20 protein-coding genes, 1 tRNA gene and 1 pseudogene are annotated in these 17,303 nt (G+C 65.8%); 3 read left to right on the plus strand and 19 right to left on the minus strand.

Translation table 11 applies throughout. The features are described from left to right. The first annotated feature begins 46 nt into the window (after nt 1-46). Nucleotides 47-2,137 (plus strand): bifunctional (p)ppGpp synthetase/guanosine-3',5'-bis(diphosphate) 3'-pyrophosphohydrolase, encoded by a 2,091-nt coding sequence (locus tag ACE3N9_RS11610; protein ID WP_374283891.1) that lies wholly within the window; start codon nt 47-49, stop codon nt 2,135-2,137. A gap of 80 nt (nt 2,138-2,217) precedes the next feature. Here the strand turns inward: ACE3N9_RS11610 and ACE3N9_RS11615 are convergent, their stop codons facing one another. The 4 genes from ACE3N9_RS11615 to ACE3N9_RS11630 are packed head-to-tail and all read right to left on the minus strand — an operon-like array spanning nt 2,218 to nt 4,240. Next, nucleotides 2,218-2,502: a hypothetical protein gene (locus ACE3N9_RS11615; protein ID WP_374283892.1), complete on the minus strand. Its 285-nt coding sequence runs from the start codon at nt 2,500-2,502 to the stop codon at nt 2,218-2,220. Nucleotides 2,503-2,514: 12 nt separating this feature from the next. Further along, nucleotides 2,515-2,826 carry a DUF1905 domain-containing protein gene (locus tag ACE3N9_RS11620; RefSeq protein ID WP_374283893.1) on the minus strand — a complete coding sequence of 104 codons (312 nt, stop codon included), beginning with the start codon at nt 2,824-2,826 and terminating at the stop codon, nt 2,515-2,517. Continuing rightward, a complete protein-coding gene (locus tag ACE3N9_RS11625; protein WP_374283894.1) occupies nt 2,823-3,806 on the minus strand; it encodes a peptidylprolyl isomerase in 984 nt (327 codons plus the stop codon). The genes ACE3N9_RS11620 and ACE3N9_RS11625 overlap by 4 nt, the downstream gene beginning before the upstream one ends. Nucleotides 3,807-3,838: 32 nt before the next feature. Further along, a complete protein-coding gene (locus ACE3N9_RS11630; RefSeq protein ID WP_374283895.1) occupies nt 3,839-4,240 on the minus strand; it encodes a metallopeptidase family protein in 402 nt (133 codons plus the stop codon). Nucleotides 4,241-4,325: 85 nt separating this feature from the next. Between ACE3N9_RS11630 and ACE3N9_RS11635 the strand changes: the two genes are divergently transcribed. Then, a tRNA-Ser gene (locus tag ACE3N9_RS11635) sits at nt 4,326-4,416 on the plus strand. A gap of 576 nt (nt 4,417-4,992) precedes the next feature. Here the strand turns inward: ACE3N9_RS11635 and ACE3N9_RS11640 are convergent. The 7 genes and pseudogenes from ACE3N9_RS11640 to trbG form a co-directional block, all read right to left on the minus strand. Next, a pseudogene (locus ACE3N9_RS11640) lies at nt 4,993-6,033 on the minus strand (recombinase family protein); the annotation flags it as partial. Then, the gene (locus ACE3N9_RS11645; protein WP_023516013.1) at nt 6,030-6,416 is read right to left on the minus strand and encodes a helix-turn-helix domain-containing protein; all 387 of its coding nucleotides are present in this window, start codon (nt 6,414-6,416) and stop codon (nt 6,030-6,032) included. The pseudogene ACE3N9_RS11640 and the gene ACE3N9_RS11645, both read right to left, overlap by 4 nt. Then, nucleotides 6,413-6,766 (minus strand): DUF6516 family protein, encoded by a 354-nt coding sequence (locus ACE3N9_RS11650; protein ID WP_374283896.1) that lies wholly within the window; start codon nt 6,764-6,766, stop codon nt 6,413-6,415. Before ACE3N9_RS11650 ends, ACE3N9_RS11645 begins: the two co-directional genes overlap by 4 nt. After that, entirely contained in the window at nt 6,763-7,086 is a 324-nt protein-coding gene (locus tag ACE3N9_RS11655) for a hypothetical protein (protein WP_374283897.1), read from the minus strand. Before ACE3N9_RS11655 ends, ACE3N9_RS11650 begins: the two co-directional genes overlap by 4 nt. Nucleotides 7,087-7,221: 135 nt before the next feature. After that, the gene (locus ACE3N9_RS11660) at nt 7,222-7,443 is read right to left on the minus strand and encodes a DUF2274 domain-containing protein (protein ID WP_374283898.1); all 222 of its coding nucleotides are present in this window, start codon (nt 7,441-7,443) and stop codon (nt 7,222-7,224) included. Between the two features lie 2 nt (nt 7,444-7,445). Further along, complete coding sequence (locus tag ACE3N9_RS11665) at nt 7,446-8,546, minus strand: TrbI/VirB10 family protein (protein ID WP_374283940.1); 1,101 nt, start codon at nt 8,544-8,546, stop codon at nt 7,446-7,448. A 32-nt stretch (nt 8,547-8,578) separates the two neighbouring features. Then, nucleotides 8,579-9,568, minus strand: coding sequence for a P-type conjugative transfer protein TrbG (trbG, locus tag ACE3N9_RS11670; protein ID WP_374283941.1), 990 nt, complete (start codon nt 9,566-9,568; stop codon nt 8,579-8,581). A 90-nt stretch (nt 9,569-9,658) separates the two neighbouring features. On the opposite strand from trbG, the gene ACE3N9_RS11675 reads away from it, so the two are divergent. Continuing rightward, nucleotides 9,659-9,970, plus strand: a complete 312-nt coding sequence (locus ACE3N9_RS11675; protein ID WP_374283942.1) for a nuclear transport factor 2 family protein — start codon at nt 9,659-9,661, stop codon at nt 9,968-9,970. Between the two features lie 5 nt (nt 9,971-9,975). Here ACE3N9_RS11675 and trbF read toward each other — a convergent pair whose 3' ends face one another. The 8 genes from trbF to trbB are packed head-to-tail and all read right to left on the minus strand — an operon-like array spanning nt 9,976 to nt 17,188. Beyond that, nucleotides 9,976-10,665, minus strand: coding sequence for a conjugal transfer protein TrbF (gene trbF, locus ACE3N9_RS11680; protein WP_374283899.1), 690 nt, complete (start codon nt 10,663-10,665; stop codon nt 9,976-9,978). Further along, nucleotides 10,662-12,023 (minus strand): P-type conjugative transfer protein TrbL, encoded by a 1,362-nt coding sequence (gene trbL / locus ACE3N9_RS11685; RefSeq protein WP_374283900.1) that lies wholly within the window; start codon nt 12,021-12,023, stop codon nt 10,662-10,664. Before trbL ends, trbF begins: the two co-directional genes overlap by 4 nt. A gap of 2 nt (nt 12,024-12,025) precedes the next feature. Beyond that, nucleotides 12,026-12,292, minus strand: coding sequence for a putative entry exclusion protein TrbK-alt (gene trbK-alt / locus ACE3N9_RS11690; RefSeq protein ID WP_374283902.1), 267 nt, complete (start codon nt 12,290-12,292; stop codon nt 12,026-12,028). Between the two features lie 14 nt (nt 12,293-12,306). Then, the gene (trbJ, locus tag ACE3N9_RS11695) at nt 12,307-13,080 is read right to left on the minus strand and encodes a P-type conjugative transfer protein TrbJ (RefSeq protein WP_374283903.1); all 774 of its coding nucleotides are present in this window, start codon (nt 13,078-13,080) and stop codon (nt 12,307-12,309) included. Beyond that, nucleotides 13,077-15,569 carry a conjugal transfer protein TrbE gene (trbE, locus tag ACE3N9_RS11700; RefSeq protein ID WP_374283905.1) on the minus strand — a complete coding sequence of 831 codons (2,493 nt, stop codon included), beginning with the start codon at nt 15,567-15,569 and terminating at the stop codon, nt 13,077-13,079. The genes trbJ and trbE overlap by 4 nt, the downstream gene beginning before the upstream one ends. Before the next feature lie 13 nt (nt 15,570-15,582). Then, on the minus strand, nt 15,583-15,864 hold the full coding sequence (locus tag ACE3N9_RS11705; RefSeq protein WP_174835068.1) for a VirB3 family type IV secretion system protein: 282 nt from the start codon (nt 15,862-15,864) through the stop codon (nt 15,583-15,585). Continuing rightward, nucleotides 15,864-16,196: a TrbC/VirB2 family protein gene (locus ACE3N9_RS11710; RefSeq protein ID WP_374283906.1), complete on the minus strand. Its 333-nt coding sequence runs from the start codon at nt 16,194-16,196 to the stop codon at nt 15,864-15,866. The genes ACE3N9_RS11705 and ACE3N9_RS11710 overlap by 1 nt, the downstream gene beginning before the upstream one ends. After that, on the minus strand, nt 16,193-17,188 hold the full coding sequence (gene trbB / locus ACE3N9_RS11715) for a P-type conjugative transfer ATPase TrbB (protein WP_374283907.1): 996 nt from the start codon (nt 17,186-17,188) through the stop codon (nt 16,193-16,195). The genes ACE3N9_RS11710 and trbB overlap by 4 nt, the downstream gene beginning before the upstream one ends. Nucleotides 17,189-17,303 lie beyond the last annotated feature (115 nt).

Raw genomic sequence — 17,303 nt, forward strand, 5'->3', positions numbered from 1 at the left:
GAAAGCCCTTGCCCAGCCGTGTCTTTAGTGTCCACATAGTGCCCTGATGCTGCGCCAGTACGAACTTGTCGAACGGGTCATGGCCTACGATCCGGATGCGGACGAGGCGATGCTGAACCGTGCCTATGTCTACACGGTGCAGCGCCACGGCACGCAAAAGCGCGCCAGCGGCGACCCCTATTTCAGCCATCCGGTCGAAGTGGCCGGGCTGATGACCGAGCTCAAGCTCGACCAGGAAACCATCGTAACGGCGCTGCTTCACGATACGCTGGAAGACACGCTCGCCACCCCCGAAGAGATCGATAAGCTGTTCGGCCCCGATGTCGCCAAGCTGGTCGACGGGGTGACCAAGCTGTCCAAGATCGAGGCGATGAGCGAAAAGGAACGCGCGGCGGAAAACCTGCGCAAGTTCCTTTTGGCGATGAGCGAGGACATCCGCGTCCTGCTGGTCAAGCTGGCCGACCGGCTGCACAACATGCGCACGCTCCACTACATCAAGAGCGAGGAAAAGCGCCGCCGGATCGCCCGCGAGACGATGGAGATCTATGCCCCGCTGGCCGAGCGCGTGGGCATGTACGAATACATGCGCGAAATGCAGCTGCTGGCCTTCGAGCAGCTGGAGCCCGAAGCCTATGCGACGATTACCGGCCGCCTGGCCCAGATCCGCAGCAGTGAAGGCGGGCAGGTCGATGCGATCGCGCTGTCGATCAAGCAGGCGCTGGCCGAAGCCGGGCTGAAAGTGGAAGTGTCGGGGCGCGAAAAGCACCCCTATTCGATCTGGAAGAAGATGGCCGAACGCCACGTCTCCTTCGAACAGATCACCGACATCATGGCTTTCCGCGTCCTGACCGACAGCGTGGCCGATTGCTATCAGGCGCTGGGGGTGCTGCACACCACCTGGCAGATGATCCCGGGGCGGTTCAAGGACTACATCTCCACGCCGAAGTCGAACGGCTATCGCAGCCTTCACACCAGCCTGATCTTCGAAAATTCGATGCGCATGGAAGTGCAGGTGCGCACCCATGACATGCACGAAACCAACGAATTCGGGCTGGCGGCGCACTGGGCCTACAAGCAGGCGGCCCGGCCCGATGGGCAGGTCGGCTGGCTGCGCGACCTGATCGAAATCGTCGATGCGAGCCACGACGCCGAAGAACTGCTCGAACACACCCGGATGGCGATCTACCAGGACCGCATCTTCGCTTTCACGCCCAAGGGCCAGCTGCTGCAGCTGCCCAAGGGATCGACCCCGGTGGACTTCGCCTATGCGGTCCATTCGGATCTCGGCAACTGGGCGGTCGGGGCCAAGATCAACGGGCGGCACATGCCGCTGCGCACCGCGCTGAGCAACGGCGACGTGGTGGAGATCATCAAGAGCCGCAAGGCCAGCCCGCAGCTGCCGTGGCTGGGTTTTGTCGTCACCGGCAAGGCCCGCGCCGCGATCCGCCGCGCGGTGCGTGCGAAAGAGCGCGAGGAACTGGCCGCGATCGGCCGCAAGCTGTATGACGAGATCGTCGAGCGGCTGCCCAGCAAGATCGGCAAAAAGGCGGTCAAGGACGCTTGCAAGCGGCTGGGGCTGGCCAGCGAAACCGACCTGATGGCCGCGATCGGCAGCGCCAAGCTGGATGACCGGCAGGTGATGGAAGCGCTTGTCCCGGGCAGCGCCGCGCACCTGCCCGAACCCGAATCGTGGCCCAGCCAGGACCGTGCGATCTCGATCAAGGGGCTGACCGCAGGGGTTGGTTTTCACCTGGCGCACTGCTGCCATCCGGTGCCGGGTGACCGGATCGTTGGCATCCGCATTCCCGATCGCGGGGTGGAAGTCCACGCGATTGACTGCCTGACGCTGGCCAGCGGCGTCGATGCGGATTGGCTCGACCTGTCGTGGGGCGAACGCACCACCGGCGCGGTCGGGCGGCTGCGCATGGTGCTGTACAACCGGCCCGGCACCCTGGCCGAGGCGGCAGGCATCTTTGCCGGCAACCGCGCGAACATCGCCAGCCTGGAAAATACCAGCCGCGACGACCTGTTCAGCAGCTACGAGGTCGATCTGGAAGTGGCGGACCTGGCCCACCTGACCCGCATCGTCAGTGCCCTGCGCGCCAGCGATGCCGTGGCCGAGGCGCAGCGGATCTGATCACGCGGCAGGTCAGGGTAAGCCCCGTCCGACCAGTTATGCCGATGGCCCCTTCGGCAGGTTTATCGAACCGCGCAAAGTTACAGGAAACGATAGGGCACGTTAAGCAGCCGCAGGACCAGCGCGACGATCGGCACGCCCGCCCAACTGAAAAACATGCTCAGGATCACGGTCCAGCCGAAGCTCTCTCCGCGCGGATTGACCGGGCCACCCAGCATCGACCAGAGCCCCAGATACCAAACCAGAAAGGCGCAGCAAACCTGCAGCCAAGGGGCTCCGATCAGATAGCGGGCCAGAACTGCCGGCACCACCAGCACCGCAGCCAGCAAGAAACCCGTTTCTCCGCCCGGCAACCATTTGAGCATCTTTTCCTCCGTTCAAACTTCTAGAACTACGGTCACCGCGTCGCCTTCGGCCAGCCCCTCGGCCTTGCGCACGCTGGCCTTGACCGGCAGCATCCAGCCCGCGCTCTTGCTGGGGAACACGGAAGTCGCAAAGCTGCTGCCGCCAATCGTCGCGCGCACTTTCAGCGATCCGAAGCCGCCGATGGTCTGCTCCAGCCGCCGCATCAGCGCAGTGCCGGACAGGGCCTCGCCCGCCGCCCCGTCGATGCTCAGGAAATGCCACGAACCGCCATTGCCGCCGGTCCAGCGCCACAGCGGGCCAGTGTGGGTCAGCCGCTCGCTCACTGGGCGCGCCGCACCGGCACCGGGATGTTGCAGATGTCCGCGCCGCCGGCGGGCCGGATGAAGAAGGCATCGCGGCGGTTGGCGCGCGCCTCGGCATATTTGGCGAAGCTCTCGCTTTCGGTCGAAAGGTATTCGTAGGCCGGCAGGCCCGGCACTGCGCTGCCTAGCCGGATCGCGGTAATCGGTACCTGTTCGGCCCGGCTTTCATAAACCCCCAGCGGCCCCGTCCCGCGCGGCAAGCTGGACAGGTGCTCGATCCCCTCGATCACCCGGCCCACGAGCGCGATGTTGCGATCGAGATGGCGCGGGGCATGGCCGATCACCGTGTAAAGCTCTGCGCCCGAGCCAGTGTCCGGCGACATGTTCCGGCCGACGCCGACCATGCCATAGCAGTGGACGGGCCAGGCCCAGCCGTCTTCAATGGCCAGCGGCCACCCCTGCCATGCCAGGGTCAAGGATGCATAGCGATCGCCGCGCAGGCCAGATGCACCTTTGGTTTCGAACCATGTCTGCATGGTGGCGGCGAGTGGCTCAACCATGTCCGCAGCCCGGTCCAACAGCGCCGGATCGCTTTGCAGGTCCAGCATATAACCACTCTCCGGCACGGTGGCCAAACCGTCGGGCAGCTTGCGCGCCTTGGCCTTGTCCTCCCCGTCGGGATCGCCCCACTGCGCGACATAATTGTCTTGCACCCGCGTTACCGCCAGGCCGTCCCACCACTGCGCGGCGGCGAGCTTGCGGATGTTGCCGATCCACCCTTGCGAAAAGGGCGCGGGCATCAACTGGATCACCACCCAGCGCGGCTTGCCATTGGCGGCGGGGGCCAGGTCCATCACCAGGAGGTCGCTTGCGGCAATCGCCGTCCAGTCCGCCCTGGGCGCACCGGCAACGATCTCGGACGGGGCCGGCAACGCGGGCTTGTCTGCGGCCAGCAGTGGAGCAGCGGCCAGGAGGGCGAAGGGAATCAAGGCTTTGCGCATCGCCGCACTGTGCCAGCGGCGCGCTGGGCCGTCTAGGCGTCCTGCTCCAGCGCCTCGATCTGTGCATCGCTCAGGCCAAAGTGGTGGCCCACCTCGTGCACCACCACGTGGGCCACCAGGTGCTCCAGCGTCTCGTCCCCGCGCGCGATCCATTCATCGAGGATCGCGGCGCGGAACAGGCGGATGCGGTCAGGCATCGTGCCGGTGGGGGCCAGATGCTTTTCGCCCACGGGCACCCCTTCATACAGGCCCGAGAGGGTAAACGGATCGTCGATGCCCAGATCCGCCAGCGTTTCCGCATCGGCGAATTCCTCGACCACCAGCCTGACGCCGCCCAGGTGCGCGGCGAACGGCTCCGGCAGGCGCGCCAGCGCGGCGAGGGCCAGGCGTTCGATCTCCACAACGTCCGGGGCAGTTCCGAATATGCGCTCCATCCCTGCAAGATAGGCGCCCCGGCGCGATCCGCAACGCTTGCCTAAGCGCTTCTGCCGGGCTAGGGCGCGCCATTCCAGTGCATGCGGAGCGGTGGCCGAGTGGTCGAAGGCGCTCGCCTGGAAAGTGAGTATACGTCAAAAGCGTATCGAGGGTTCGAATCCCTCCCGCTCCGCCACCTTGGTATAAAACCGGGAACGCCGATTCCCGCCGATTTCCCTCCCTTTGCGGCGATCAGCGCCTTCAACAGCGTGTTTTTGCTGCCGTTGATGTAGATCGCGTCGTCCGCGACCTCGACATGCTGGGCGAAAGCCCGGACGTGATCCCGCCGATAGCCGCCCTTTTCGAGCCGAAGCCCGGTGCGCGCTTCGCTCGCCAGTTCCCGCACGGCTGCCCCCGTGAGGCCCTTATGGGCCGAGTTTTTCAGCATGGCCTCGGTCCTTACGGCGTCGGCCCGTGCCTGATCCCGTATTGCCGTAAGGCCCGCGATCCGCTCGCCGAGGGCGGATTCGGCCGGGTCGAGCGAACCGGACTCGATAGCGTCATAGAGCCGCTTGAGGCGCATATCGGCCTCGGCCGCGCGCTGGTTCAATTCGGCGATGTGCTGGCTGCGCCGCTCGACGCTCTCCTGCCGGCGATCCAGCAGCGAGGCGAGCACATCTTCGATCCGCTCGGGGTCCAGCAGCCTTTCCTCGATGTGGCTGACCACGATGCGGTCCAGCTTGTCCATCGGGATCGCACGGCCCTTGCAGCCGGTTTCGCCCTGCCGTGCCCGGATCGAGCAGGCATAATAGCGATAGCGGCCGTTCTTGCCGGTGCGCAGCGTCATGGCCCCGCCGCAATTGCCGCAAAAGCAAATGCCGGTCAGCAGGTTCGGGCCGCTGACGACGCGCGGCGGCGTCACCTTCGGATTGTTGACCTGCAACCGCTTCTGCACCGCCTCGAATATCTCAAGGTCGATCAGGGGCGGCACCGCGACGGTAACGACTTCTTCCTCGGGCTTCACCTCGCCTTTCTTGGACCGGCGATTGAACCGATGTTCGCCGATGTAGGTGCGGCGGGTCAGGACGCGGTGAAGCTGGCCGATGCCCCAACGCCCGCCGCTGCGGGTGAACATGCGGTTCCTGTTGAGGTAGCTGACGATGTTCTTGACGCCCATCGGGCCGGACGTGCCGTCGCCTTCCGATGCAAGGCGGAAGATGAGCCGCACGGTGTCGGCGTGCAGCGGGTCGATTTCCAGCTTCTTCTTCATCTTCGTGCCGCGCTGCTCGGCATCGACGACGCGGTAGCCGATGGGCGGCAGCGAGCCGTTCCAGAAGCCTTGCCGGGCGTTCTCCTTCAAGGCGCGCAGGACGTGCTTGGCGTTCTCCTTCGACTGGTATTCGTCGAACAGTGACATGATCCGCCGCATCATCTGGTGGATCGGATCGTCACCAAGTTCCTGCGTCATGGATACGAGCTTGACGCCGTTCTTCGCCAGCTTCCGGTAGTAGTATTCCATTTCAAATTCGTCGCGGAAGAACCGCGAGAAGCTATGCACCACCACCACGTCGAACGCTGGCGGCTTCGACGTGCCGGCTTCGATCATGCGCTGGAACTCGGGGCGGCGGTCGTTTGTCGCCGATGCACCCGGCTCGATGAAGGTTTCGACAAGCTGATAGCCGCGAGACTCGCAATAGGCTTCGCCCTGCCGCTTCTGGTCAGGGATCGACACGTCATGCTCGGCCTGCCGCGCCGTCGAGACGCGCAGATAGAGCGCGGCGCGCAAGGCGACGTGCGGGGAATGAATGTTCATAGCGCGCCTCCTTTCGCCGCGCGGCGTTCGAGCAAGGGCAAGGCCAGTTCAACACGGTCATGGACAACCTTGGGCGCGAGCTTGCGGCCTTCCTTCTCCAAGCGGACAAGGCCGTAGCTCTCCATCGTCTTCATGGTGCGCGACAGGTTGGATAAGGCCCGGCCGGTGATCTCCGAAAGTTCCTCCAGCGAGGCCGGGGCCTTCTCGGCGATGACGCGCAGCAGTTCGCGGTTCCCGGCCGACAGCACCTTGGCGAAGGATTCGGTCGAGGTGAACCACACCTTCGGATCGTCCGCCGCCGGCTTTTCCTCGCCGCGCGCGATCCGCATGGTGCGGGCCTTCATCTCGTCGTAGCCGGCAATCCCGACTTTCAGGGTGGTCATGTTACGCCTCGCTCCTTCAATACCGCGTCCACCGCCTGCCAGAAGTCGGCCAGCAGCGTGGCCGCATCCTCGTAGGCGTAGGGCTTCACGGTCTGGAGGCGGTGCCGATGGTCCATCGGCTCGCCCCTCCTGCCTCGGCCGACCGGATGGGCATTATCGAAGCCGACCAGCCGTTCGCCCGAAGGCCCGTGAAGCGTGAGCGAGTAATCGAGGCCGTGCGGCTTTTCCGGCGATGCCGGAACGCGGGTGACAACGAACTTCACCCAATGGCCACCCTCGGGATCGACAACGAGCACCTGTCCGTCGAGGTCCAGAAGCGTATCGAGGCTCGGATCACGTTCCGAGCTCATGGCTTATCCTTATCACTTTCTGATAAGTGTTGCAAGGATTTATTCTCGGCTTCAAGGTCGATTGGGCCGAACAGCCGGTCGAGCACGTCGCCGAAATACCGCTCGAAGATTTGCAGTTCTTCCTCGGTGATCGGCACCTTCTCGGGCCAGTCGTCGAAGACAGGCAACGACTCCACATCGACGATGCGAAGCGGCGACTTGCGGCGCTCCCGGCCGTCCGGCGTGGGTTCATCGGCGTAATCGAAAAGATCGTCGGGAAGTGCTTCGGGGACCGGGTATCGCGGTCGCCCTTTGCGGGCGCGGCGGCGCTCTGCGCACATGGAATCCTCCTTGGTTCTGGTGGATTCCGGGGCGCAATAGGCCCCGGAATTAGGCGAACCATGGAGGGCAGTCGGCGGCCTGTAGCGTGCCGCATTTGCGCCTATGCGCTGGCGGCACCCCTGCCGGGATGGGACTTAGTTGGCGGCTCGCCGTGCTATGGCGAAACCGCGATCCGTGGCGATGAACCGCTCCAGCATTGGCACGATGAGCCTGACGGGATCGGCGGCGGGCTGGCCGGTTTCGCGGGCCAGCACCTCGGCGTAGGCGACCAGATCGCGGTGGAGCGGCGCGGGCATCTCCACGGTGATCTTCACGGGCTTGTCGTCTGGCAGCGGGCCGAGTTTCAGTTTCGTCATGGTCAACCTCCTGCCGGCTCGAACACAAGATCGCGGGTGACGATAATCCTGACCGGAAAGCCCGGCCGGATGGTGAGCGTCGGCGCGACCTGCAACTGGCGCTGGACGATCTGCTGGCCGGCCTGATTGACGGTATCCTGCGCCCCGTCGCGGATGGCGCGGATCAGCCGGTCCTCGTCGCTCGTCGCCAGCTCCGAACCGACTGCGAGCAGCGTGGACAGCCCTGCGGCCTTCATTAGATCCCACCAATGGTAATCAACCCCGTCTTCCAGCCCGGCATAGCCGCTGGCGTCCGCGCCCGGCAGGCGCTCAAGGACGATGGAACGGCCGCCCGGCAGGATCAGGCGATTCCAGACAAGCAACACGCGGCGCTGGCCGAAGGTCACACCGTCATCGTATTGGCCGATGATGCGGGTGCCCTGCGGGATCAGCAGCAGCGAGCCGGTCGGGCTGTCATAGACGTTTTCCGTCACCTGTGCGGTGATCTGGCCCGGAAGGTCGGAACGGATGCCGGTGATGAGCGCGGCCGGGATCACGGCCCCGGCCTGAAGGATATAGGGCGATGCCGGCGGCGCAACGCGATCCGGGGAGACGGTCTGCCGGTCCACCGGCCCGTTGAGAAACGCCGCGTGGCGATCCTGTGTCGCGGGCTGCCCGCCGAGGCCAAGCCCGGCGAGGCCGGGCATGGCCGTGCTGGCTGGCGCTACCGTGCGCGGGCCAGACTGGAAAAAGACGTTGCTCAAGCGTGCGGCTTCTTCCTCGGCGCGGCGGCGTTCTTCCTCTGGATCGACGGCGGGCGTCGTGATTGCCGGCGTTACAATGGGCTGTCCCCGGTTCTGCGCGTCGAGGATCGGGCGGCCGAGGTCGCCGGGCAGCGCCGGGCCGAGCGCCGGCCCGCTATAGTCGCTCGGCAGGCCGGACAGGCCGTCCGCCGTGGGCCGGTTCTCGGTTGAATAATGCTCGTCCCTTCCCGGTCCTGCATCGCGGGTCTGGAGCGCATAGATCAGCGCCCCGCCGATGCTGAGAAGCGCGACGGCTCCGACGCCTGCCAGCATCTTGCGCGACAGGCGGGTGACGCGGGGCGATTCAGCGCGCAGCCGCATGGGCGCGGCGGTGTCGGCAATGGTGTTGTCGGTCATGACGGGGAGCCTCCGGTCGCGCTGGCGGGCTGTGCGGCGGCGGCCTGCGTCGGGTTGATGCGGACGATCCTGACGACCTGCTGGCGATTGCCGCTGCCAAGGCGCAGCTCGGCCGCGCCGAACAGGCGGTCCACGATCAAGACGTTCTGGTGGACTCGGCTGTTGACGATCTGCGGTTCGCCATTGGAGCCGAGCACGAAGATCGGCGGCATCTCGCCCTGCACGATCCCGGCCGGGAAGACGACATAGACGCGCCGTCCATCGTCGAACACGGAAACTGGCCGCCATGGCGGGCTGTCGCCCTGCACCTGCAAGCCATAGCGATAGTTCCGCGCCGCCTCGGCCGGGATGATCGGCGTGGCCGGAACGGTTCGGCGCTGGCCGGGCGTTGCGGGATATGCCCAGGCGACAGCGGGCATGTAGAGCGATTCCCGTGCGCGCAGCTCGAGCATGTAGGTGCGCCGGTCGGTGGTCACGACAAGGTTGGTCGAAATGTCCGGGCGCGTCGGCTTCACGAGGATATGGACGCGGCGGTGTGCGCCCGAACCGGATTCCGTGTCGCCAATGATCCAGCGGGCGGTGTCGCCCGCCGCAATCGGCCCCGCGCCTGTCAGACTCTCGCCCGGCTCCAGCGCGATCGTCGTGATCTGCCCGACTGCGGCATAGACCTGATAGAGCGCGCCTTCCGACCACGGATAAATCTGGATGGCGTTGTAGTAGCCTTCGCGGCGCGGCTCGACGCGAGCGGCTGCATTGGCGTTCTCGACGCGGCCGGTCGGCGTGCCGGCAGTCGTGCCGCCGCGTGCGACGGTCCATGCCGGGGGCACATGCAACGGCCGGGGCGTGTTGTCGGTTGCCGCCGCCTGCACGGTCGGCAGCGGCGGCACGCTGGCATCGTAGCTGAATTGCGGCGTCCGGTTGGTGGCGCAGCCTGCCAAAGCGATTGCCACGACCGTCACAAAAGTCGCATAGGATAGCGGCTTCACAACCAATGATGAGGAGCCGACAGAATGGATTCTGTCCCAACGATTGTTGCCCGGTATATCGACGCCTACAACACGATGAATGTTCGGGCGATGCTTGACTGTCTGTCGAGCGATGTTCGGTTTGTTAACAGATCGAACGGCGAAATAACGAACGAGACGCGCGGAATTGAAGAATTTCGCGCGTTGGCTGAACAGGGCGTTCAATTGTTTGCGGAAAGAGAGCAGACGATCCTCGATTGCATCGCCATCGAGGATCGCGCAGCGGTGCGGATCGGGTATAGAGCGAAAGTCAAAGCTGACCTTCCCAACGGCTGGAAAGCCGGACAGGAGATTAAGATGACGGGCACCTCGTTCTTCATGATCTCCGAGGGCAAGATCAGCGAGGTGATTGATGCAAGCTGACGCTTTCATTGGCTCATCTCCCGCGACCATGAAATTGCATTGACGTAGATTCCCAGCGGATTGGCGCGCAGACGCTCGGCGTCGCGCGGCGGCTGGATGACGATGGTGAGGATGGCCGTCCATCGTTCCGTGGTGGAAAGCTGGCCGTTCTCGAAATGGCGTTCGGTCCACGCGACGCGGAAGCTGTTGGGGGACGCCCGGATGACGCTAGACACCTCGACGGCGACTTGCTGGCGGCCGACCTTGCCGAAGGGATCATTGGCGCGGGCGTAGTCGTTGAGCGCCGCCGCGCCGCGATCTGTGGTCCACTCATAGGCGCGAAGCCAGTTCTGGCGGACAATGATCGCGTCGGCCGGGATCGCGCGCACCTGCTCGATGAATCGGCCGAGATGGAAAGCAATCTGCGGATCGGTCGGCCGATAGTCGGCGTTGGCAGGCGCGACGGTCTGCGCCTGACCGAGATTGTCCACCTGCACGACCCAAGGCACCACGGTTCCGCGTGCGGACTGCCAGACCAGCGCCGAGGCGAAGCCGGCCGAAAGGATCAGCGAGCCGAACGCCATGTAGCGCCAGTTTTTCGCCTGCACGCGGGCCGAGCCGATGCGCTCGTCCCAAGCCTGCGCGCCCTTTTGATAGGGCGTCTCGGGTTCTGGCGATTTGCCGTAATGGGTTGCTGGTCGTTTGAAGATGCTCATGAGCGGTCACTTTCGGAAAGGTTGATGGAGGAACCGGAGCCGTGGCTGTCGCCGGAGCGCACCGCATGGGCGGCCATGGTCGCGCCGTGGTTCATGGCCTGCGAGCGCCGCATCCGTTGCGCCCATGCGGGCGGGCTGCCGGCCGGGCCGGATGCTGCGGCGGCGGGATCGGCGCTCGCGCCGCCGACCGTGCCCATGGTCGAGCTGCCGCCCGACGCGCCGAATCCGGCTTTCGCGCCAGCGGAGAAGCTGGATTTGACGGATTCGCTGGCGCGCGCAGCGGCGCGTTTGAGCGGCGAGATAGCCGCCGATCCTGCGGCACGCGCGACGCCGCCGAGGCCGGAGGCGACGCCCGCCGCCCCGGTCTGGCCGAGCGATCCGACGCTATAGGCGGCGGTCGCTGCGCCCGCGGTGGCCGCGCCGCCGCGGACGGCCGCGGCCCCGCCGGACAGGGCAGCGGCACCACCTTTGGCGGCGAGCATGGCCCCGCCGCCAGCGGCGACGGCCGCACCTGCAACCGCAAGCCCGGTTCCCACGGCAGCACCCGCGCCGAGCTGCGGGCCGCCCGAAACGATGCCGTTTGCTATGCCGGGACCGAAGATGCCGAGGCCGAGCAGCGACAGGGCTGCAAGCACAATTGCCATGGCGTCGTCGATGGTCGGGGTTGCCCCGCCGAAACCGGCCGTGAACTGCGAAAACAAGGTGCTGCCGATGCCGATGATGACGGCGAGAACCAGAACCTTGATGCCGGACGACACCACGTTGCCGAGCACCTTTTCGGCCATGAACGCGGTCTTGCCGAACAGGCCGAACGGAATCAGCACGAAGCCGGCGAGCGTCACCAATTTGAACTCGATCAGGGTGACGAATAGCTGGATGGCGAGGATGAAGAAGGCCAGCACCACCAGCGCCCATGCGAACAGCAGGCAAGCGATCTGGATGAAGTTCTCGAAGAAGGCGATCCAGCCTATCAGGTCGGAAATGGAATCGAGCAGCGGGCGGCCGGCGTCGAGGCCGGTCTGCGCGACGCGGCCCGGCCGCATCAGGTCGGTGACGGAAAAGCCGGTGCCCGACGCCATGAGGCCGAGGCCGGCGAAGCTCTCGAAGACGATGCGGGCGAGGTTGTTCCAGTTTGAAATGATGTAGGCGAATACGCCCACGAAAAGGGTCTTCTTCACCAACCGCGCGATAATGTCGTCATCCGCACCCCATGCCCAAAAGAGCGCGGCAAGCGTCACGTCGATGACGATGAGCGTCGTGGCGATGAAGGCGACCTCACCGCCGAGCAGCCCGAAACCGCTGTCGATGTAGGAGGTGAATACGCCTAGAAACGAGTCGATGACGCCCGTGTTGCCCATGGTCAGCGCGCCTCGCTGCGGTCACGGCCGAGGAAGCGGTCGCGGGATTCTGCCCATGCGGCGAGGCAGTCGGCATTATTCGCCGCCGCCTCGCCGAGCTGCTGGCAACGGCGCAGGGTTTCGCGCAGGGGATCGGCCGGGGGCTGGAAGGCCGAGGCCGGGGGCGGCGCGGAAGGCTCGTCCTTCCGCGCCATGTCGATTGCGGTCGCCGTGACGGCGATGGCGATGAACACCACGGCCCCGAGCCGGGCCAGCATCTTGCCGTCCATGGCGAGCCTCCCCATCAGTTGTTGCCGTTGAACATCTGCGCGTTGCCCGGCTGGTAGCCGCTGCCGGGCGTCAGGAACCGCTCGCGCTGGATGCGGCCCTGTTCGGCGGCGGTCGCGCGCTCGGCCTCCGTGAGCGCGTCGGCGCGGCCGTTCGCCGAGATGACGGCGATCAGGTCGGAAAGCTGCTGCGACTGGAGCGCGAGAAGCTGGTTGCCGGCCTGCGTGGCTTGCAGCGCGCCGGTCGCTCCTTGGCTCTGGCCGACAAGCGCGGCCATCTCGGCGCGGTTGCTGTCGATGTTGCCGACCGCACCCGCCTGAACGCGCATCGCGTCCTGCAAGCCGCCGACCGTGTTCTCCCAGCGGCTGCGCGCATCGGCGACAAGCTGGGCGTCGGTCGCCGAAAGCGAGACATTGCCGTATTGGCTCTGGAACGCTTGGTCGATCTGGCCGACCTCGAACGCGAGATTTTGGGCCTGCCCGAGAAGCTGCTGCGTGCGTTGGACGTTCTGCTGGAGCTGCTGGAGCGAGCTATGCGGCAGGCTCGCAAGGTTGCGGGCCTGATTGATGAGCATCTGCGCCTCGTTCTGGAGGCTGGTGATCTGGTTATTGATCTGTTCGAGCGTGCGCGCCGCCGTGAGGACGTTCTGCGCGTAGTTGCTCGGGTCATAGACGATGCGGCCGAAGCCGAATTGCGCATGGGCCGGGCTTACCAGCATGGGCGAAAGCGCGACAGGCACGGCGAGCGCCAGCGCGAGGGCCGAGGCCCCGACAATCTTGGGATAGGTCATGGAAGAATCTCCTGTGTGGGGTGGTTATCGAGCCGGGCCGGCGCGGCGGATTCCGGCTGGTCGGCAAGATTGGTGAGGTTCGGGATCAGGTCGGCCGCCCAATCGACGCCGCGCTCGCGCAGCCATGCGGCGAGGAAGCCGTCGCGGCCGTGTTCGGCGATGATCTGCGCTATGAGCGTCTGGTCGGATTTGGCGGATGCGGCGCAGAGCGCGAGGCCGACTTCGGACAAGGCCAGCTCGAACAGCCGGTTGCCGCGCCGTGACTGGCAGTAATAATCCCGCTTTGGGGTGGCCCTTGCGAGGATTTCGATCTGCCTGTCATTGAGGCCGAAGCGGCGATAGATGGCCGTGATCTGCGGTTCGATGGCCCGCTCGTTCGGCAGCAAGAGCCGCGTTGGGCAGCTCTCGATGATGGCCGGCGCAATGTCGCTGCCGTCAATGTCGGACAGGCTTTGCGTGGCGAAGATGACACTGGCGTTTTTCTTGCGGAGCGTTTTCAGCCATTCGCGGAGCTGGCCGGCAAACCCCTCGTCGTCCAGCGCGAGCCAACCCTCGTCGATGATGAGCAGCGTAGGCCGCCCGTCGAGCCGGTCGCCGATGCGATGGAACAGATAGGCGAGCACGGCCGGGGCCGCGCCGGTCCCGACAAGGCCCTCGATCTCGAACGCCTGCACGTCCGCCGAGCCGAGATGTTCCGCCTCGGCGTCGAGCAGTCGGCCATAGGCACCGCCGACGCAGAACGGCCGGAGCGCCTGTTTCAGATCGTTGGATTGCAGCAGGACCGCGAGGCCGGTGATGGTGCGTTCCTCGACCGGCGCGGACGCCAGAGAGGTCAGCGCCGTCCAAAGATGCTCTTTCACCTCTGGCGTGATCGCCAGCCCCTCGCGCATGAGGATGGCCGCAATCCAATCCGCCGCCCATGCACGTTCATAGGTGTCGTGGATGCGGGCAAGCGGCTGGAGCGAAACGGACGCCTCGTCTCCTTCCGTGAGGCCACCGCCCAAATCGTGCCAATCCCCGCCCATGGCGAGCGACGCGGCGCGGATCGAACCGCCGAAGTCGAAGGCGAAAACCTGCGATCCTGCGTAACGGCGGAACTGGAGCGCCATGAGGGCGAGCAGCACGGATTTGCCCGCGCCGGTCGGGCCGACGACAAGGGTGTGCCCTACGTCGCCGACATGCAAAGACAACCGGAACGGGGTTGAGCCTTCGGTCCTAGCGTAAAGCAATGGAGCGTCGCCGAAATGCTCGTCCCGTTCCGGCCCCGCCCACACTGCCGAAAGCGGGATCATGTGGGCGAGATTCAAAGTGCTGATGGGTGGCTGCCGCACATTCGCGTAGGTGTGTCCGGGCAGGCTGCCGAGCCATGCGTCAACCGCGTTGACGCTCTCGGGCATGGCGGTGAAGTCGCGGCCCTGAACGATCTTCTCGACCAGGCGCAGCTTCTCGTCGGCAAGGCGCGGGTCGGCATCCCATACTGTGACGGTCGCCGTGACGTAGGCCATGCCCGCCACGTCCGCCCCAAGCTCCTGCAACGCCATGTCGGCGTCGAGCGCCTTGTTCGCTGCGTTGGTGTCCACAAGGGCGGACGCCTCGTTGGTCATCACCTCTTTCAGAATCGCGGCGACGCTCTTGCGCTTGGCGAACCATTGGCGGCGGATGCGGGTCAGCAGCCGGGTCGCATCGGTCTTGTCGAGCAGGATCGCGCGCGTGCTCCACCTGTAGGGGAACGGCAGCCGGTTCATTTCGTCGAGCAGGCCCGGCGTCGTCGCGGTCGGGAATCCCACGATGGTCAGGACGCGGAGATGCGCGTCGCCAAGGCGCGGCTCCAGCCCGCCGGTCAACGGCTGGTCGGCGAGCAGCGCGTCGAGGTGCATGGGCACCTCGGGCACGCGCACGCGATGGCGGTTGGTCGAAATGGTGGAATGGAGATAGGTCAGCGTCGCGCCGTCATCCATCCAACGGCACTCGGGCATGAAGCCGTCGAGCAGCGCCAGCACGCGGTCGGTGCGGTCGATGAAGCCGCGCAGCAGCTCCCACGGGTCCACGCCTGTTTTCTCGCGGCCCTCGTAGAGCCATGTTTCGGCGCGGGCGGCTTCCTCGGCCGGAGGCAGCCAGAGGAAGGTCAGGAAGTAGCCGGACACGAAATGCGCGTCCGCTTCCTCGAAACCGGCCTTGCGCTCGGCATCGACCAGCGCCGATGCGGCATCGGGAAACGTGCTGTCGGGATAGGTCGCGGCCTCGCTGCGCTGCGCCTCGACGAAGATGCTCCAACCGGAGCCGAGACGGCGCACGGCATTGTTGATGCGGCCGGCGACGGCGACCAGCTCGGCCGCGACGGCGGAATCCAGATCGGGACCGCGAAACTTCGCGGTCCTCTGAAAACTGCCGTCCTTGTTCAAGACGACGCCGGAGCCGACCAGCGCCGCCCATGGCAGATAGTCGGCGAGCCGGGTGGCGGTGCGGCGGTATTCGGCAAGGTTCATCATCGACGCGCCTCCCTCAAACCGCCAGATGGCCGGGGATGCGGAGATGCCTGCGCCCGACCTCGACGAATTGGGGATCGCGCTTCGCCGCCCATACGGCGGCGAAATGGCCGATGGCCCAAATGGCGATGCCGACCAGCCAGAGGCGCAAGCCGAGGCCAACAGCCCCTGCAAGCGTCCCGTTCATGATGGCAATGCTTCTTGGTGCGCCGCCAAGCAGGATATGCTCGGTCAACGCCCGGTGGACCGGGATCGAGAATCCGGGCACCGCGTCGAGCTGTTCGAGTCCGCCCGCCATCAAACGAGCGCCCCGCCGCCGAAGGAGAAGAAAGACAGGAAGAAGCTCGATGCGGCGAACGCGATGCTGAGGCCGAACACGATCTGGATCAGGCGACGGAAGCCGCCGCTGGTATCGCCGAACGCGAGAGTCAGGCCCGTCACGATGATGATGATGACGGCGATGATCTTGGCAACCGGCCCCTCGATGGACTGGAGGATTTGCTGCAAGGGCTGTTCCCATGGCATCGACGAACCGGACGCATGGGCGGCCGGGGCGAGTATGAGGCTGATGGCAAGGGTGGATGCGGCGGTCGCGGCGAAGCGATAGCCGCGCGAAAACGTGCGGATCATGAAGATTCTCCTGTGCTGGTGGGGATTGCCGAAGGGATGGGATGCGTGATGCGGTAGTCGCCGTCCGGCCCCAGCCCTTCGACGCGGGCAAGCTCGGCCAACCGGCGCGCAGAACCGCGCCCGGAAAGGACGGCAACAAGGTCGATAGTTTCGGCGATCAGCGCGCGCGGGACCGTGACGACAGCCTCTTGGATGAGCTGCTCAAGGCGGCGTAGCGCGCCGATGCCGGTGCCGGCGTGAATAGTGCCGATCCCTCCGGGGTGCCCCGTGCCCCATGCTTTCAGAAGGTCGAGGGCTTCCGGCCCGCGCACCTCCCCAATTGGGATGCGGTCGGGGCGCAGGCGCAGCGAGGAACGGACCAGATCGGAAAGCGTCGCCACGCCGTCTTTCGTCCGCATGGCGACCAAATTGGGCGCGGCGCATTGCAGCTCGCGGGTGTCTTCGATGATGACGACACGATCCGCGCCCTTGGCGACCTCGGCGAGCAGCGCATTGGTCAGGGTGGTTTTGCCGGTGCTGGTGCCGCCCGCGACAAGGATATTGGCGCGGGCTGCGACGGCTTCGCGCAGCGTTTCCGCCTGATCGGCGAACATAATGCCGGCGGCCACATAGTCGTCGAGCGTGAACACCGCGACGGCGGGCTTGCGGATGGCGAAGGTGGGGGCAGCGACCACGGGCGGCAAAAGGCCCTCGAACCTCTCGCCGCTCTCCGGCAGTTCGGCCGAGACGCGCGGGCTGCGGGCATGAACCTCCGCGCCGACATGATGCGCGACCAGCCGCACGATGCGTTCGCCATCGGCGGCAGACAGCCGTTCGCCCGTGTCGGAAAGCCCTTCGGACAGCCGATCCACCCAAAGGCGGCCGTCCGGGTTCAGCATAACCTCGACCACGGCCGGGTCTTCGAGCAGCCGGGCGATTGCGGGGCCGAGCGCGGTGCGCAACATGCGCGCGCCGCGCTGGATCGCTTCCTGTCTGTGGTGGTTGGTGGTCATGTCGGCCCCGGCTTCTGGCGGGGCGCAACAGGCGGTCCCCGGACGGGGTCGATTAAGAAAGCCCGGAATTGGCCCGGTTCAACAAGTATCTAGCTGCGTGCGGTGATCGGCGGCG

Origin of the sequence: Novosphingobium sp. (assembly GCF_041905565.1) — a bacterium.
In the GTDB taxonomy this organism is placed as follows: Bacteria; Pseudomonadota; Alphaproteobacteria; order Sphingomonadales; family Sphingomonadaceae; genus Novosphingobium.

What these genes read in the sequence shown, in the direction of transcription:
- ACE3N9_RS11625 (WP_374283894.1), bottom strand. Translation starts at nt 3,806, where the DNA reads ATGCGCAAAGCCTTGATTCCCTTCGCCCTCCTGGCCGCTGCTCCACTG.
- ACE3N9_RS11630 (WP_374283895.1), bottom strand. Translation starts at nt 4,240, where the DNA reads ATGGAGCGCATATTCGGAACTGCCCCGGACGTTGTGGAGATCGAACGC.
- trbF (WP_374283899.1), bottom strand. Translation starts at nt 10,665, where the DNA reads ATGAGCATCTTCAAACGACCAGCAACCCATTACGGCAAATCGCCAGAA.
- ACE3N9_RS11705 (WP_174835068.1), bottom strand. Translation starts at nt 15,864, where the DNA reads ATGGCGGGCGGACTCGAACAGCTCGACGCGGTGCCCGGATTCTCGATC.
- trbL (WP_374283900.1), bottom strand. Translation starts at nt 12,023, where the DNA reads ATGGGCAACACGGGCGTCATCGACTCGTTTCTAGGCGTATTCACCTCC.
- ACE3N9_RS11610 (WP_374283891.1), top strand. Translation starts at nt 47, where the DNA reads ATGCTGCGCCAGTACGAACTTGTCGAACGGGTCATGGCCTACGATCCG.
- ACE3N9_RS11650 (WP_374283896.1), bottom strand. Translation starts at nt 6,766, where the DNA reads ATGAGCTCGGAACGTGATCCGAGCCTCGATACGCTTCTGGACCTCGAC.
- trbE (WP_374283905.1), bottom strand. Translation starts at nt 15,569, where the DNA reads ATGATGAACCTTGCCGAATACCGCCGCACCGCCACCCGGCTCGCCGAC.
- ACE3N9_RS11675 (WP_374283942.1), top strand. Translation starts at nt 9,659, where the DNA reads ATGCTTGACTGTCTGTCGAGCGATGTTCGGTTTGTTAACAGATCGAAC.
- ACE3N9_RS11645 (WP_023516013.1), bottom strand. Translation starts at nt 6,416, where the DNA reads ATGACCACCCTGAAAGTCGGGATTGCCGGCTACGACGAGATGAAGGCC.
- trbJ (WP_374283903.1), bottom strand. Translation starts at nt 13,080, where the DNA reads ATGACCTATCCCAAGATTGTCGGGGCCTCGGCCCTCGCGCTGGCGCTC.
- ACE3N9_RS11655 (WP_374283897.1), bottom strand. Translation starts at nt 7,086, where the DNA reads ATGTGCGCAGAGCGCCGCCGCGCCCGCAAAGGGCGACCGCGATACCCG.
- ACE3N9_RS11665 (WP_374283940.1), bottom strand. Translation starts at nt 8,546, where the DNA reads ATGCGGCTGCGCGCTGAATCGCCCCGCGTCACCCGCCTGTCGCGCAAG.
- ACE3N9_RS11615 (WP_374283892.1), bottom strand. Translation starts at nt 2,502, where the DNA reads ATGCTCAAATGGTTGCCGGGCGGAGAAACGGGTTTCTTGCTGGCTGCG.
- trbB (WP_374283907.1), bottom strand. Translation starts at nt 17,188, where the DNA reads ATGACCACCAACCACCACAGACAGGAAGCGATCCAGCGCGGCGCGCGC.
- ACE3N9_RS11660 (WP_374283898.1), bottom strand. Translation starts at nt 7,443, where the DNA reads ATGACGAAACTGAAACTCGGCCCGCTGCCAGACGACAAGCCCGTGAAG.
- ACE3N9_RS11710 (WP_374283906.1), bottom strand. Translation starts at nt 16,196, where the DNA reads ATGATCCGCACGTTTTCGCGCGGCTATCGCTTCGCCGCGACCGCCGCA.
- trbK-alt (WP_374283902.1), bottom strand. Translation starts at nt 12,292, where the DNA reads ATGGACGGCAAGATGCTGGCCCGGCTCGGGGCCGTGGTGTTCATCGCC.